Source organism: Thermophilibacter sp. (assembly GCF_966187215.1).
In genome coordinates this window covers 1-14,910 of sequence record NZ_CBIFYV010000084.1, presented here as the reverse complement: position 1 = coordinate 14,910, position 14,910 = coordinate 1, and the positions used below count along the sequence as shown (strand labels likewise).

The window sequence follows — 14,910 nt, the reverse complement described above, 5'->3', positions numbered from 1 at the left end:
CCTAATGTGTCATTGTCTCGGAGGGAAAAGGCTGTGTTGTGTCTGTCGGTGGTTTTTGCTCAGCCGGCCGCCTAAATCCCGCACCTGAAGAGTCGGATGAAGCCGCACCTACGCCCAGGAGAGGCTCACGGAGCCCATGCCCAGGTGGCGCGCCAGCACCGGCCCGCCGTCCTTCACGCGGACGTGGGCGTGCGGCAGCCGCGCACGCACGGCGAGAAGGACCTCGCGCGCCTCCACGCCGCGCGGGCCGAAGTGCGACAGCAGCAGCTCGGACGCGCCCTCGGGCACCCGCGCCACCATGGCCTCGGCCATGCCGCGCGCGCCGCGGCCGTCCCCGAGCTTGACGATGCCGCCCTCGCGCAGCGTCATCACCGGGTAGCGGTTGAGCTTGGTGGCAACCGCCCGGCGGATCGCGCCGAGGCGCCCGCTGCGCGAGAGCGCTCCCATGTCGGGCACGCTGAAGACGATGCGCTCGCGTCCGCGCAGCTCGCGAAGGTCTTCCGCGATCTCGGCCGCGCCGTGTCCCTCGTTGGCGAGCGCGCGGGCGCGCCGCACCATGAACTCCAGCGCGCCGGCGGTGAGCCAGCTGTCGAGCACCGTCACGCGCGCGTCGCCCACGGCGTCGGCCGCCTGCTGCGCGCTGCGGAACGTGCCGGACAGGCGCGACGAGATCGTGAGGCAGAGGACCTCGTCGCCGGCGGCGAGGTGGGCCCGGAACGCCCGCTCGAAGACCGAGGGGCGCACGGCCTCGGTGCTCACGTCGCGGCTGGCGGCGAGAAGCGCGGCGTAGTCGCCGTTCTCGCCCACGAAGCCCTCCTCGCGGTGGCCGAACTCCCCGACGTAGCCCATCGGGACCACGTCGACGCCGAGCTCGGCGGCCTCGTTGCGCGTGAGCCCGCAGGTGGAGTCAGTCACGAGCGCGAGCATATGCGGTCGCCTCCCATAACGCGGAACTTGTCGTAGCGACGCCGCACGAGCTCGTCGGCGTCCAGGCCCTCCAGCTCGTCGAGGGCGAGCTCGACCTCGCGCATGAGGTCGTGGGCGATCTCGGTGTGCGTGAGGCCCAGGTCGTTGATGACGCCGTCAACGAGCCCCAGCTCGGCGAGGTCGGGGGCGGTGATGCGCAGCGCCTCGGCGGCCTCGGCGGCGCGCTTGGCGTCCTTCCAGAGGATCGACGCGCAGCCCTCGGGGCTCACCACGGAGTACGCGGAGCTGCCGAGCATGTAGACGCGGTCGGCCACGGCCAGCCCGAGCGCGCCGCCCGAGCCGCCCTCGCCCACGATCACGCTCACGATGGGCACCTTGAGCCCGCTCATGGCCACGAGGTTGGTGGCGATGGCCTCGCCCTGGCCGCGCTCCTCGGCGCCGATGCCGCAGTAGGCGCCCGAGGTGTCCACGAGGCACAGCACCGGCCGCCCGAACTTCTCGGCCTCGCGCATGAGGCGCAGGGCCTTGCGGTAGCCCTCAGGGTGCGCCATGCCGAAGTTGCGGCGCACGCGCTCCTTGGTGGAGTTGCCGCGCTCGATGGCGATGACGGTCAGCACGCGGCCGCCCTTCCAGCCGATGCCGGCCACGATGGCCGCGTCGTCGGCAAAGAGGCGGTCGCCGTGCAGCTCCACGAAGCCGTCGAGCGAGCGCTCGATGAGCTCCAGCGCGGTGACGCGCTCGGTGGAGCGGGTCAGCTTGACGATGTCGTAGGCGCTCTCGGGCGCCGGGGTGCGCTTGGGGCGGTTGCCCCGCTTGCCGCGCGGCTCCTCGTGGCTGAGCGCGTGCGGGGCGCCCGCGGCCGGCGCCGACCCCTCGTGCAGGGCGAGAAGCTCGGCGAGCGTGGCGACCATGTCGCGGCGCTCCACGATGAGGTCGCAGAAGCCGTGCTCGAGCAGGAACTCGGAGCGCTGGAAGCCGGCGGGCAGGCGCTTGTGCGTGGTCTGCTCGATGACGCGCGGGCCGGCGAAGCCCACCAGCGCGCCCGGCTCGGCGAGGGTGACGTCGCCCTCCATGGCGAAGCTCGCGGTGACGCCGCCGGTGGTGGGGTCGGTGAGCACGGTGACGTAGAGCAGGCCGGCCTCGGAGTGGCGCCTCACCGCCGCGGAGACCTTGGCCATCTGCATGAGCGAGGTGGTGCCCTCCTGCATGCGCGCGCCGCCGGAGACCGTGAAGCCCACGACGGGCAGCCTGAGCTCGAGGGCGCGCTCGAAGACACGCGTGACCTTCTCGCCCACCACCGAGCCCATCGAGCCCATCATGAAGTCGGCGTTCATGAAGAACAGGGCGCAGTCGTGACCGCCGATCTTGCCGCGGCCGCACACCACGGCATCGAGCTCGTGGCTCTTCTCGCGCGCCGCCTCGAGCTTCTCGGGATAGCCGGGGAACTCGAGGAAGTCGGTGGCCGCGAGGTCGGCGTCCCATTCCTCGAAGCTGCCGGCGTCAACGGTGACCTTCATGCGCTTGCGCCCGGACAGACGCAGGTGACGGCCGCAGCGCGGGCAGACGTCGAGGTTGGCCTCGAGCTTCTCGGCGTCGATCACGCGGCGGCACCCGGGGCACTTGACCAGCACGTGGCGCTCTGGGAACTCCGCGGCCACCTCGGTCACGGGGCCCTCGAGCGCGTTGAGGCTCTTCTCTCGCTTACTCATAGAGGTGCTCCATCAAGTTGGTGTGATAGTTCCCCGAGACGAACTCGGGGTTGGAGAGGATGTCGAGGTGCAGCTCGCTGTTCTCGGCGACACCCTCGATGACCAGCTCGCCGAGGGCGGAGCGCATCTTTCGGATGGTCTCCTCGCGCGTGGACGAGCACACGATCAGCTTGCCGAGCAGCGAGTCGTAGTAGGGCGGCACCACGGCGCCCACGTAGAGCGCCGAGTCGAAGCGCACCTGCGGGCCGCCCGGGACGTGCAGCATCGTGACCTCGCCGCACGACGGGAGGAACTCCGGGGTCTCGGCGTTGATGCGGCACTCGATGGCGTGGTCCTGGATGCGGATGTCGTCCTGCGAGAAGGGCAGCTCGGCCCCCGCGGCCACGCGCAGCTGCCACTTGACGAGGTCCACGCCGCTCACGAACTCCGTGACCGGGTGCTCCACCTGCAGGCGCGTGTTCATCTCCATGAAGTAGAAGTTGCCGTCGTCCGCGAAGAGGAACTCGATCGTGCCCACGCCCACGTAGCCCACGGCACGCGTGAGGTCACGGGCCGCCTTGTGCATGCGCTCGCGGACGCCCGGGTGCGCGTCGAGGCACGGCGCGGGGCTCTCCTCCACGAGCTTCTGGTTGCGGCGCTGCACCGAGCACTCGCGCTCGCCGAGGCTGACCACGTTGCCGTGGGCGTCGGCGAGCACCTGGACCTCCACGTGGTGGGCCGGCGAGACGAACTTCTCCATGTAGCACTCGCCGTCGCCGAAGGCCGCCTCGGCCTCGGCGTGGGCCTCCGTGAACGCCTTGCCCGCGTCCTCGGGGCGCTCGACCTTGCGGATGCCGCGGCCGCCGCCGCCCGAGCGCGCCTTGATGAGCACCGGGCAGCCGATGCGCGCGGCCTCGGCCTCGGCCTCCTCCGCGCTCTTGAGCAGGTCGCAGCCCGGCACGATGGGCACGCCGGCCTCGCGGGCCGTGCGGCGCGCCGCGTCCTTGTCGCCCATGCGCTCGATGACCTCGGGCGAGGGGCCCACGAAGACCAGGCCGCACTCCCCGCACTCGCGCGCGAAGTGGGCGTTCTCCGAGAAGAACCCGTAGCCGGGGTGGATGGCCTTGGCGCCCGAGCTGAGGGCGCAGGTGATGATCGCGTCCTCGTTGAGGTAGCTGTCGGCCGGGCGCGGGCCGCCGATGCAGTAGGCCTCGTCGGCGAGGGCCACGTGGAGCGCCTCGGCGTCCGCCGTGGAGTAGACGGCCACGGTGCGCACGCCCATCTCCTTGCAGGCGCGAATCACGCGCACGGCGATCTCGCCGCGGTTGGCTATGAGAATCTTGTCGAACATCGAAGCCCCTCCCTGAAAGGACGACGTGTGACGATGGGCGTGACAAAGGGGACGGGGGTGTTTTTCACCTCGGCCAGCCCGACAGGAGCAGTGAGGTGACAAACACCCCCGTCCCCTTTGTCACGCCCATCGTCACGGTTACTGCTCGGCGGGAACGACCGCGAAGGACATGTTGGCCGTGCAGCACAGCTCGCCGTCGACGCGGGCCTCGCCCTCGGCGAAGTGGAACATGCCACGCGAGCGCGTGAGGCGGCAGGTGAGCTCGATGGTGTCGCCGGGGCGCACGGGGCGCTTGAAGCGGACCTTGTCGAGGCTCGTGTACATGGGCACCGCGCCCTCGCTCACCAGCGCGTCGCCAAAGAGCACGCAGCAGTTCTGGGCGAGCATCTCGCACTGGATGACGCCCGGTACCACGGGGTTGCCCGGGAAGTGCCCCTGGACGAAGAACTCGTCGCCGGTGATGGTGACGCGGCCGTGTGCCTCGCCGTCCACCAGCTCCGCCTCGTCGAGAAGCAGCATCGGCTCGCGGTGCGGCAGCAGCTTCTTGAGCTCCTCCTTGTTCATGCGCGCCCTCCCCTAGTAGATCTTCATGAGGCAGCAGCCGTACTCCACGAGGTCGCCGTCCTTCACGCAGATGTCCACGACCTCGCCGTCGACGTCGGCCGTGACCTCGTTCATGACCTTCATGGCCTCGATGACGCAGAGCGTCTCGCCCTTCTTGACCTTGGAGCCCACATGCACGAAGGGCTCGGCGCCGGGCGCGGGGGCGGCGTAGAAGACGCCGACCATCGGGGCGCGCACGGCGGTGGTGTGGGCCATGTCGAGCGCGGCGTCGTCTGCCGGCGCGGCCGCCTCAGCGGGCGCGGGGGCCGGCTCCGGCGCGGGGGTCGGCGCGGCAACTGGCTCGGCGACCGGCGCCACGGGGGCGACGGGTGCGGCCACCATCGGGGCGGCGGCGACGCGCGGGCCGCGCTCGAGCTCGACGGCCGAGCCGTCGGCCTCCTCGAGGCGCACGCGCGAGAGGCCGTGGCCCTCCATGACGGCGGCGATCTCCGCGATCTTGCTTGCGTCCATGCTTACTCCCTCCCCGCGGCGCGCAGGGCGAGCGCCGCATTGTGCCCTCCGAAGCCGAGGTTGGTGCTGAGCGCCCAGGTGAGCGGGCACTCCACGGCCTCGTTGGGCGTGTAGTCGAGGTCGCACTCCGGGTCGGGGGTGCGGTAGTTGATCGTGGGCGGCACGACGCCGTTCTCCAGCGCGAGGGCGCAGGCCATGACCTCGACGGCGCCGGTGGCGCCGATCATGTGACCGGTCATGGACTTGGTGGACGAGACGTGCGCGGCGCGCGCGGCCTCCTCGCCGAGGGCCCGCTTGAAGCCGAGCGTCTCGGAGCTGTCGTTGAGCTTGGTGGAGGTGCCGTGCGCGTTGATGTAGAGGCCCTCCTCGGGCTTCACGCCGCCCTCGGCCACGGCCTGCTCGATGGCGCGGGCGATGCCGCGCGCCTCGGGGTCGGGGCTCGTGACGTGATGCGCGTCGTCGGTGTTGCCGTAGCCCACGACCTCGGCGTAGATGTGCGCGCCGCGCGCGACGGCGTGCTCCCACTCCTCGAGGACCAGCACGCAGGCGCCCTCGCCCATGACGAAGCCGTTGCGGTCGGCGTCAAAGGGGCGGCACGCGGTGGCCGGGTCGGGGTTGGTGGTGAGCGCGCGGCAGCTCGTGAAGCCGGCGATGGAGTCGGGCATGATGGCGGCCTCGGAACCGCCGGCCAGGATCGCGTCGGCGTAGCCGTGCTTGATCGCACGGAACGCCTCGCCCACGGCGTGGGCGGAGGTGGCGCACGCGGTCACGACGGGCAGCGTGGGGCCGTAGGCCTTGTGGCGGATGGCGATGTTGCCCGAGGCCATGTTGGCGATCATCATCGTGATCATGAACGGGGACGCGCGCCGCGGACCGCGCTCGGCGATCGTGTGCACGTTGTTCACGATGGTGTTGATGCCACCGACGCCCGAGCCCACGTAGACGCCCAGGCGGTCGTGGTCGACGGCGTCCTCGGCGTCGAGGCCGGAGTCAGCCATGGCCTCGTCGGACGCGACGAGCGCGTACTGCGCAAAGAGGTCCAGGTGGGCGGCCTCCTGCTTGCCGAGGAGCGCGGCGCCGTCGAAGTCCTTCACCTCGGCGGCCACCTTCACCTTGAAGTCGGTGGTGTCGAAGTGCGTGATGGGACCGATCCCGCACTTCCCGGCGACCATGGCCTCCCAGGTCTCCTTGGCCGTGTTGGCGAGCGGGGTGACGGCGCCGATGCCCGTAATCGCTACCCTGTGTTCCATCTCGTCTCCCAACATGTGGAAAGGGGACAGTCCCTTTTCCACGCTCTCAGATGTGGAAAAGGGACTGTCCCTTTTCCACGAACGTTACATCGCCATGCCGCCGTCGACGCGGATGACCTCGCCGGTCACGTAGGAGGCGGCGTCGCTCACGAGGAAGCGGGCGACGGCGGCAACCTCGTCGGCGCTCGCCAGGCGCCCGAGCGGGATCTGCTGCTCGTAACCGGCGCGCACCTCGTCGGAGAGCACGGCGGTCATGTCCGTCTCCACGAAGCCGGGCGCGATGGCGTTGGCCGTGACACCGCGCGGCGCGAGCTCGCGCGCCACCGACTTGGTGAGACCGATGAGGCCGGCCTTGGAGGCGGCGTAGTTGGCCTGGCCCGCGTTGCCCATGAGACCCACGACCGAGGCCATGTTCACGATGCGGCCCCCGCGCTGGCGCATGAACGAGCGGGTGAGCGCCCGGATGGTGTTGAAGGCACCCTTGAGGTTGACATCGATGACGCGCGAGAAGTCCTCGTCCTTCATGCGGACGAGCAGCCCGTCGCGCGTGACGCCGGCGTTGTTCACGAGCGCCCAGACGTGGCCGAAGTCGGCCAGGACCGCGTCGACCGTAGCCTTGACCTGCTCGGCGTCGGACACGTCGCAACGATAGGCGCGCGCGCAGGCGCCGGCGGCCTCGCAGGCCGCCACGGCCTCGGCGGCCGCGGCCTCGTTGCCCGCGTACACCACGGCCACGTCCATGCCGTCGGCGACGAGCCCCTCCGCAATCGCGCGGCCGATGCCGCGCGAGGCACCGGTGACGAGTGCCACGCGACGGGAGGCGTCGCGCTCGAGCGTGCCGGTCTTCTCGGCCATGCCTACTCCTTCTCCGAAAGGGCGGCGAGAACCGCCTCGAGCTGCTCTACGGTCTCGCACGGCAGGGCGGTGACGTCCTGGAGCGTGCGCTTGACGAGGCCGGTGAGGGTCTTGCCGGGCCCCACCTCGACGAACGTGTCCGCGCCCATCGCCGCCATGGCCTCGAGGGTGCGCACCCACTGCACGGGGTTGGCCACCTGCGAGGAGAGCAGCGAGACGCGCGCGGCCTCGTCGGACGGGTAGGGCTCGGCGGTGCGGTTGGCGAGCACGGGCACGCGCGGCTCGGCGGGGGCGTGGCCCTCGGCGAGATACGCGGCGAGGCCCTTCTCGGCGTCCGCCATGAACGGGCTGTGGAAGGCGCCGGAGACGGCCACCTTCATGGCGCGACCACCGGCCTCCTTGACCAGACCGTCGAGCTTCTCGCACGCCTCGGGCGTGCCGGCCACGACGGTCTGCAGCGGACTGTTGTAGTTGACGGGCCAGCACTGCTCGCCCGCCTCGGCGGCCAGGCGCTCGACCGTGGGGGCGTCGAGCTTCACCACGGCACGCATGGCGCCGGGGTTCTTCTCGCCGGCGTCGGCCATGAGCTCGGCGCGACGGCACACGAGCTCGAAGCCCTGCTCGTCGGCGTAGGCGCCCGCGAAGGTGAGCGCGGCGACCTCGCCGAGCGAGAAGCCCGCCACCACGTCCGGCGTCACGCCGCGCGCCTCGAGGGCGCGGGCGGCCGCGAGGTCCGCGGCGAAGACGCAGGGCTGCGTGTTGATGGTCTGCGCCAGCTCCTCCTTGGTGCCCGAGAGGCACTGCTCGGTGGTGCCGGGGCGCACGGCGTCGGCCGCCTCGAAGACAGCGCGCGCCGCGGGCTCCGCCTCGATGAGGTCGGCGCACATCCCCGGGTGCTGGGCACCCTGACCGGCGAAGAGGAACGCTACCTTACCCATTGCGTGGCTCCCGCCAGGACCTTCTCGGCGCCGTTCACGAGGTCGTCGACGATCTCGAGCGCGCTCTGGCGCTCCTTGACCATGCCGGCGATCTGCCCGCAGAGGAACGAGCCGTGCTCGTAGTCGCCCTCCTTGGCCGCCTTGCGCAGCGCGCCGGTGCCAAAGGCGTTGAGCTCGTCCACCGAGGCGCCCTCGGACTCCATCTTGAAGTAGGCGTTGGAGAACGGGCTCTTGAGCGCGCGCACCGGGTGGCCGGTGGAGCGGCCCGTGGCGCGGGTGGCGATGTCGTTGGCCTTGAGGACGAGGTCCTTGTACTCGTCGGAGACCGTGCACTCGTCGGCCACGAGGAAGCGCGTGCCCACCTGGACGCCCACGGCGCCCAGCATGAGGGCCGCCGCCACGCCGCGCCCGTCGGCGATGCCGCCGGCGGCGATCACGGGGATCTTGACGGCGTCGACGACCTGCGGGACGAGCGCCATCGTGGACGTCTCGCCGATGTGGCCGCCGGACTCGGTGCCCTCGGCCACCACTGCGACGGCGCCGGCGCGGGCCACGAGCTTGGCCATGGCCACGGAGGCGACGACGGGGACGACCTTGATGCCCGCCGCGTTCCAGGCCTTCATGTACTTGGTGGGGTTGCCGGCGCCGGTCACGACCACGGGAACCTGCTCGTCGATGACGACCTGGGCGACCTCGTCCGCGAACGGGCTCATGAGCATGACGTTCACGCCGAAGGGCTTGTCGGTCTTGCTCTTGAGCTCGTGGATCTGGTCGCGCAGCCAGTCGGCGTTGGCGTTCATGGCCGCGATGATGCCGAGGCCGCCGGCCTCGGAGACGGCGGAGGCCAGGCTCGCGTCGGCGATCCAGGCCATGCCGCCCTGGAAGACGGGCTTCTCGATGCCGAGAAGGTCGCAGATGGGAGTGTGCAGCATGGTGCGTCGCCTACTTGTCCAGCAGCTCGTCGACCATCGAGACGAACTCGCCGATGGTCTCGGGGTTGGACTCGGCGTCGATCTCGATGCCGAACTCGTCCTCGCACGCCATGACGGCCTCGACCGTGGCGAGGCTGTCGAGACCGATCTCGGTCAGCTTGGTCTCGGGGGTCAGCTCGGCGGCGTCGTCGAGGCCGGCCTGCTCGCGGACGATGGCGCACACGCGGTCGAAGGTGCTCTGGTCTGCCATGGTTTGGTACTCCTTCTTTCTCCATGCGCCCGGCGGGCGCTCCAATGGACGGTTGGCGGAGGCCGCCGCGCTACCAGCGCAGCAGGCAGGCCCCCACGTCGAGCCCCGCGCCAAAGCCGACGAGCACCACGAGCTGGCCGCTCGTGAGCTCACCGGCGCGGACGAGGCGGTCGAGCGCGAGCGGGATGCAGGCGCTCGAGATGTTGCCGGTCTCGGCGAGGGCACGCGCCACGCGGGCGTCGTCGATGCCGAGACGGGAGACGGCCGACGAGAGGATGCGCTCGTTGGCCTGGTGGAAGACGAAGTGGTCGACGTCGGTCACGGCCACGTGCGCCTCGGCGCAGAGCTCGGTGACCGCGTCGACGATGGCGTTGACGCCGAACTTGAAGACGCGGCGGCCCTCCATGAACAGGTGCTGGGCGGGGCGCTCGGTCTGGTCGTAGGGCGAGGAGCCGGGCACGCCGGGGACGTGCAGGGTCTCCACGGAGGGGTCGGTCGAGAGACGGATCGCGAGCGGGTTGTCCCCGCCGGCCTCGATCACCGCGGCTGCCGCGCCGTCGCCGAAGAGCACGCACGTGGCACGGTCCGTCCAGTCCACGAGGCGGCTGACCTTCTCGGCCGAGACCACCAGGATGCGGCTCGCGCGGCCGCGGGCGATGAAGCCGTCCGCCACGTCGAGCGCAAAGACGAAGCCCGCGCAGGCGGCCGAGACGTCGAAGGCCGGGCACGAGGCGCCGAGAAGCTCCGCGACGGCGCAGGCCTCCGCGGGCATCAGGTGGTCGCCGCTCGTGGTGGAGCAGACGATGAGGTCGAGCTGGTCGGCGTGCACTCCCGCCGCGTCGAGCGCCTGGCGGCTCGCCTCGAGGGCGAGGTCGTCGAGCGTCTCGGTGGTGCAGATGCGGCGGCTGTGGATGCCGGTCCGCGTTGAGATCCACTCGTCCGAGGTGTCGAGGAACTCGGAGAGATCGTCGTTGGTGACCGAGCGGGCCGGCAGCGCCGAGCCCGTGCCCAGAACGCGGAACCCCATCTCGCCTCCTGTCGCGGTCAGACCCATTGTTAACACGTCAACATCTATGTAGGCTAACGAATTGCGCGCCGCGAGGGCGACGGCGCCGTTTGCCGACTCTATTTTGCCACGATGTCTCCATACGCGCCGCGTTCATCGCGCGCTTCTCGCCGTGCGGTCATTAACCCGCAAAATCTGACATCCATAAAACTTAAACGTGGGAATATATGATTATGAAATCATTTTTTGCGGGTTGTTTGGGGCGAGTTTCGTCGGTGGGAACGCGACGCTCGCCTACAATCGTCTTTCCGATGGCGAGAAGGGAGAGCACGTGGACGCGCTGCCGCCACTTGAGCTGCTTGATTGCGTGGGGTCCACCAATGACCGCGCGCTTGCCGCCGCGAGGGCCGACGCCGCGCACGGCTGGGCCGTGGCCGCACGACGGCAGACAGCCGGGCGCGGGCGGCGCGGGCACGCGTGGGTGTCGCCGGAGGGCAACCTGTACCTCTCGGTGGTGCTGCGACCGGACGTGGCATCCGTGCGCCTGGCGGGGCTGGCCGCGGCGTGCGGCGTGGGCGCCGCGCGGGCGCTGCGCGCGGTCGCCCCGACGGGCGACGTGCGGCTCAAGTGGCCCAACGACCTGCTGGCGCGCGGGCGCAAGCTCGCGGGGATCCTCGTGGAGGTCGAGGGCTGCGCGGCGGTCTGTGGGATTGGCGTCAACGTGACGGCCACGCCCGCTGAGCTGGGCGCCATTGGACTGGACGAGCTGGAGGCGCACTCGGGATTCTCGGAGCTCGCGGCAACGCTGCGCGACTCGATCGTGGGCCAGGTGGACGCGTGGGCCGCCGCGGGCGGCGAGCGCCCCCTCGACGGCGTGCTCGACGATTACCTTGCGCTTCTCGCCTGGCACGGCGAGAGGGTCCGCGTGCTCGCCATGGACGGCGCCGAGGTCGCGTGCGGCACGCTCGACGGCGTGGACGTCTGGGGCCGCGCCGTGGTGGACGGCGTCGCCTACGCCTCCGAGCGCGTGTCTCTGCGCCCGGCACGCTGACGGCCCGCGGCCCCTCTCGCCGGCCGGCGGCCCGGCCCTTCTCGCCGCGCCACGTTTAGCCGCCCGATTAACGCGCAGAATCGGACATGCGCGTTAAATTGACCTGCGGATATAGAAAGTTGTGCTTGATTCTGCGCGTTATCGCCCACCGGCGAGAAGGCCGACGGTCGGGCGCCGGGCGGCGGGGCGTCGGCCCCCCGCGTCCCGGGCCGCGCCGACACAAAAAACGGGCGCCGGTCCCGCAGGGGGAACCGGCGCCCGGCTCAGGGTCTGTGACGGTCAGCTACTCGCCGTCGTGCTCCGCCTCCTGGCGGACCACCTGGGAGAGCAGGTCGTCGAGCGAGCCCAGGTCCTCGTTGATGACGTCGGAGGAGCCGGAGTTGGCCGGCTGCTCGCCGCCGATCAGGTCGTCGTCGAAGTGGTGCGTGGACGGCGCGGCGGTGCCGAGCATGATGTCCGCGTCCGCGTCGGGCGAGAAGACCATGTTGAGCAGCTGCGAGAGGTCCTCGTTGTCGGCCTCGTCGTCCTCGGGCTCGAGGATGTAGAGCAGGCCGCGGGCCTCCAGGCCGTCGCGGAGCTCCTCGATGGCCTTGGCGCCGATGCCGTCGATGCGCAGCAGGTCCTCCTCGGTCTTTCCGATGAGGTCGCCCACGGTCTCGATGCCCACCTCGCTGAACTTGTTGGTCCAGCGCTGCGAGACGCCCAGGTCATCGAAGAGGTACAGCTTGGCATCCTCGCTGGAGAGCGTGCGGCCATTCTTGGAGTACACGCCGCCGAAGCCGTAGTCGTCGCCGACCCAGTCGAGCTGCTTGGGGAGCTGCTCCTCGATGCCCTTGAGCTCGTCGGGCGCCCACTCGGGCAGGCTCTTGGCGAGCGGCGAGGTGGGGCCGTCGATCTTGGTGCCGTGGTAGGTGAGCTCCACGTTGTGGTAGGCCGGAAGACCGGTGCCCGCCGGGATCTGCTTGCCCACGATGACGTTGGACTTGAGGTCGAGCAGGTGGTCGACGTCGCCCTCGATGGCAGCCTCGGTGAGGACGCCGGCGGTGCGGATGAACGACGCGCTGGACAGCCAGGAGTCGATGCTCGAGGCCACCTTGAGCGTGCCGAGGATGACCGGCTCCGCCTCGGGCGGGGTGCCGCCGGCCAGGGCCACGTCGCGCACCGTGTCGGCGAAGACGTAGCGGTCCACGTACTGGCCGAGCAGGTACTGGGAGTCGCCCGGGTTGGTCACCTGGACGCGGCGCAGCATCTGGCGCGCGATGACCTCGATGTGCTTGTCGTTGAGGTCGACGCCCTGGGAGGTGTAGACGTCCTTGACCGACTCGACAAAGGTGTGCATCGTCGACTCGATGTCGGTGAGCTTGCGGAGCTTACGGAAGTTGACGAAGCCGCGCGTGATCTGGTCGCCGGCGCGCACCTCCACGTTGTCCTCGATGCCGGGCATGAAGCGCACGGACGCCGGGACGCGCCACTCCTCGATGGTGCGGGTCGGGTCGTCGGTGTCCACGATCCGCAGCAGGTACTCGGCCTGCTCGGGCGTGATGCGCAGCGTGCCGGAGACGGGCGCGAGGTCGGCCTCGCGGCCCAGGATCTTCTCGTTGACGTTGCCGACGACGTCGAACATGCGGGCGACCGTGGGGAGGCCCTGCGTGATGTCGTCGGCGCCCGCGACGCCGCCGGAGTGAATGGTGCGCATCGTGAGCTGGGTGCCCGGCTCGCCGATGGACTGCGCGGCGATGATGCCCACCGCGGTGCCGATGTTGACCGGGCGACGCGTGGAGAGGTCCCAGCCGTAGCACTTCTGGCAGACGCCGTACTTGGACTTGCAGGTGAGCAGCGCGCGGAGCTCGACCTTCTTGAGGCCGTGCTCGACGAGCATCTCGAGGTCCTCCTCGGACTCGATGTAGCCGTCGCGCGCGATGAGCACCTCGCCCGTCTCGGGGTCGCAGATGTCGTTGAGGGCGCAGCGGCCGATGAGATCGGTGTCGACCTTGGTCTCGCCCGGCTTGATGAGCGGGTAGGTGACGCCCTCGTCGGTGCCGCAGTCCTCCTCGCGCACGATGACGTCCTGGGCCACGTCGACCAGACGACGGGTCAGGTAGCCGGAGTCGGAGGTGTGCGAGGCGGTGTCGACGAGGCCCTTGCGCGCGCCGTAGGTGGAGATGAAGTACTCCAGCGGCTCGAGGCCCTCGCGGAAGTTGGCCTTGATCGGCAGGTCGATGGTCTCGCCGGACATGTCGGCCATGAGGCCTCGCATGCCCGCGAGCTGGCGCAGCTGCGTCTTGGAGCCACGGGCGCCGGAGTCGGCCATCATGTAGATGGGGTTGTCCTCGGCGAAGCCCGCGAGCATCTCGTCGCCCAGCAGGTCGGTGCACTCGTTCCAGGCGTTAACGACCTCGGTGTGGCGCTCGGTCTCGGACAGGAAGCCGTCCTCGTAGTACTCGTTGATCTCGTCGACGCGGCTCTGCGCCTCGTCGAGCAGCTGCGGCTTGTCCTCGGGGATCGTGGCGTCCCAGACGGAGACCGTGAGGCCCGCGACCGTGGCGTAGTGGAAGCCCGTCTCCTTGATGGCGTCCAGGATCGGCTCCACCTCGGCGAGCGGGTAGCGGTCGCAGCAGTCGTTGACCAGCGCGCCGATGTCGCTCTTCACCATCTTGTAGTTGATGAAGGGGTAGTCAGCCGGCAGGCACTGGCGGTTGAATATGATGCGACCGATGGTGGTCTCGAAGCGCCCCGTGTGCTCGGTGACGTCGATGTCCTCGGCCTCGCCGCGGGCGTGGAGCACGCGGAAGATCTTGCGGTCGCCGTCGGTGACGTTGGCGTCGGCGGCGGAGACGCGCACGATCACGGGCTGCTGGAGCTCGAGGTCGGGGTTCATGTCGTTGGCGAGAAGGGCGTCGGCGAAGTTGGCGAAGACCGGAGTCTCGTCGGACTTCTCGCCCTGCTCGGTGGTCAGGTAGTACGCGCCGAAGACCATGTCCTGCGACGGGACCGTGAGCACCTTGCCGGAGGCCGGCGAGCGCAGGTTGTTGGAGGACAGCATGAGCACGCGGGCCTCGGTCTGCGCCTGCGTGGACAGCGGCACGTGGACCGACATCTGGTCGCCGTCGAAGTCGGCGTTGAAGGGGGCGCACACCAGCGGGTGCAGGTGGATGGCCTTGCCCTCAACGAGGACCGGCTCGAAGGCCTGGATGGACAGGCGGTGCAGCGTGGGGGCGCGGTTGAGCAGGACCAGGCGATCCTGGATCACCTCGTCGAGAACGTCCCACACGGCCGCCTGCTGGCGGTCGATCGCGCGCTTGGCGCCCTTGATGTTCTCGACCTTGCCGAGCTCCACCAGGCGGCGCATCACGAACGGCTTGAACAGCTCGAGCGCCATCTGCGACGGCAGGCCGCACTGGTGCAGCTTGAGCTTGGGGTCGACGACGATGACCGAGCGGCCGGAGTAGTCGACGCGCTTGCCGAGCAGGTTCTGGCGGAAGCGGCCCTGCTTGCCCTTGAGCATGTCGGAGAGGCTCTTGAGCGCGCGGGAGTTGGCGCCGGTGACGGCGCGGCCGCGGCGGCCGTTGTCGATGAGGGCGTCCACGG

The 14,910-nt window shown here is 70.2% G+C and carries 13 protein-coding genes; 1 reads left to right on the top strand and 12 read right to left on the bottom strand.

Annotation, left to right across the window (positions count from 1 at the left end):
* Positions 1-108: 108 nt before the first annotated feature.
* The 11 genes from ACWTSU_RS07015 to ACWTSU_RS06965 all read right to left on the bottom strand — a co-directional run bounded on the left by ACWTSU_RS07015 (position 109) and on the right by ACWTSU_RS06965 (position 10,292).
* Positions 109-927 (bottom strand): DegV family protein, encoded by an 819-nt coding sequence (locus ACWTSU_RS07015; RefSeq protein WP_455139155.1) that lies wholly within the window; start codon positions 925-927, stop codon positions 109-111.
* Positions 912-2,636 carry an acetyl-CoA carboxylase, carboxyltransferase subunit beta gene (gene accD, locus ACWTSU_RS07010; protein WP_455139154.1) on the bottom strand — a complete coding sequence of 575 codons (1,725 nt, stop codon included), beginning with the start codon at positions 2,634-2,636 and terminating at the stop codon, positions 912-914. The genes ACWTSU_RS07015 and accD overlap by 16 nt, the downstream gene beginning before the upstream one ends.
* Positions 2,629-3,966, bottom strand: a complete 1,338-nt coding sequence (gene accC / locus ACWTSU_RS07005) for an acetyl-CoA carboxylase biotin carboxylase subunit (protein ID WP_455139153.1) — start codon at positions 3,964-3,966, stop codon at positions 2,629-2,631. Before accC ends, accD begins: the two co-directional genes overlap by 8 nt.
* A 138-nt stretch (positions 3,967-4,104) precedes the next feature.
* Positions 4,105-4,530, bottom strand: coding sequence for a 3-hydroxyacyl-ACP dehydratase FabZ (gene fabZ, locus ACWTSU_RS07000; protein ID WP_455139152.1), 426 nt, complete (start codon positions 4,528-4,530; stop codon positions 4,105-4,107).
* 12 nt (positions 4,531-4,542) lie between these two features.
* Positions 4,543-5,040, bottom strand: coding sequence for an acetyl-CoA carboxylase biotin carboxyl carrier protein (gene accB / locus ACWTSU_RS06995; protein ID WP_455139151.1), 498 nt, complete (start codon positions 5,038-5,040; stop codon positions 4,543-4,545).
* 2 nt (positions 5,041-5,042) lie between these two features.
* Positions 5,043-6,290, bottom strand: coding sequence for a beta-ketoacyl-ACP synthase II (gene fabF / locus ACWTSU_RS06990; RefSeq protein WP_455139150.1), 1,248 nt, complete (start codon positions 6,288-6,290; stop codon positions 5,043-5,045).
* An 84-nt stretch (positions 6,291-6,374) separates the two neighbouring features.
* Positions 6,375-7,145: a 3-oxoacyl-[acyl-carrier-protein] reductase gene (gene fabG / locus ACWTSU_RS06985; RefSeq protein WP_455139149.1), complete on the bottom strand. Its 771-nt coding sequence runs from the start codon at positions 7,143-7,145 to the stop codon at positions 6,375-6,377.
* 2 nt (positions 7,146-7,147) lie between these two features.
* Positions 7,148-8,083, bottom strand: coding sequence for an ACP S-malonyltransferase (locus ACWTSU_RS06980; RefSeq protein WP_455139148.1), 936 nt, complete (start codon positions 8,081-8,083; stop codon positions 7,148-7,150).
* A complete protein-coding gene (gene fabK / locus ACWTSU_RS06975; protein ID WP_455139147.1) occupies positions 8,071-9,015 on the bottom strand; it encodes an enoyl-[acyl-carrier-protein] reductase FabK in 945 nt (314 codons plus the stop codon). Before fabK ends, ACWTSU_RS06980 begins: the two co-directional genes overlap by 13 nt.
* A 10-nt stretch (positions 9,016-9,025) precedes the next feature.
* Entirely contained in the window at positions 9,026-9,265 is a 240-nt protein-coding gene (locus tag ACWTSU_RS06970) for a phosphopantetheine-binding protein (protein WP_455139146.1), read from the bottom strand.
* 70 nt (positions 9,266-9,335) lie between these two features.
* Complete coding sequence (locus ACWTSU_RS06965; protein WP_455139145.1) at positions 9,336-10,292, bottom strand: beta-ketoacyl-ACP synthase III; 957 nt, start codon at positions 10,290-10,292, stop codon at positions 9,336-9,338.
* A 310-nt stretch (positions 10,293-10,602) separates the two neighbouring features.
* On the opposite strand from ACWTSU_RS06965, the gene ACWTSU_RS06960 reads away from it, so the two are divergent.
* Complete coding sequence (locus ACWTSU_RS06960) at positions 10,603-11,322, top strand: biotin--[acetyl-CoA-carboxylase] ligase (protein WP_455139144.1); 720 nt, start codon at positions 10,603-10,605, stop codon at positions 11,320-11,322.
* Positions 11,323-11,605: 283 nt separating this feature from the next.
* On the opposite strand, the gene ACWTSU_RS06955 is transcribed toward ACWTSU_RS06960, so the two are convergent.
* The coding region (locus ACWTSU_RS06955) for a DNA-directed RNA polymerase subunit beta' (protein WP_455139143.1) at positions 11,606-14,910 on the bottom strand (3,305 nt) is incomplete at its 5' end.

Coding starts and splice junctions, on each gene's coding strand:
- ACWTSU_RS06980 (WP_455139148.1), bottom strand. CDS start 8,083: ATGGGTAAGGTAGCGTTCCTCTTCGCCGGTCAGGGTGCCCAGCACCCG.
- fabG (WP_455139149.1), bottom strand. CDS start 7,145: ATGGCCGAGAAGACCGGCACGCTCGAGCGCGACGCCTCCCGTCGCGTG.
- ACWTSU_RS06965 (WP_455139145.1), bottom strand. CDS start 10,292: ATGGGGTTCCGCGTTCTGGGCACGGGCTCGGCGCTGCCGGCCCGCTCG.
- fabK (WP_455139147.1), bottom strand. CDS start 9,015: ATGCTGCACACTCCCATCTGCGACCTTCTCGGCATCGAGAAGCCCGTC.
- fabF (WP_455139150.1), bottom strand. CDS start 6,290: ATGGAACACAGGGTAGCGATTACGGGCATCGGCGCCGTCACCCCGCTC.
- ACWTSU_RS06970 (WP_455139146.1), bottom strand. CDS start 9,265: ATGGCAGACCAGAGCACCTTCGACCGCGTGTGCGCCATCGTCCGCGAG.
- ACWTSU_RS07015 (WP_455139155.1), bottom strand. CDS start 927: ATGCTCGCGCTCGTGACTGACTCCACCTGCGGGCTCACGCGCAACGAG.
- accC (WP_455139153.1), bottom strand. CDS start 3,966: ATGTTCGACAAGATTCTCATAGCCAACCGCGGCGAGATCGCCGTGCGC.
- fabZ (WP_455139152.1), bottom strand. CDS start 4,530: ATGAACAAGGAGGAGCTCAAGAAGCTGCTGCCGCACCGCGAGCCGATG.
- accD (WP_455139154.1), bottom strand. CDS start 2,636: ATGAGTAAGCGAGAGAAGAGCCTCAACGCGCTCGAGGGCCCCGTGACC.
- accB (WP_455139151.1), bottom strand. CDS start 5,040: ATGGACGCAAGCAAGATCGCGGAGATCGCCGCCGTCATGGAGGGCCAC.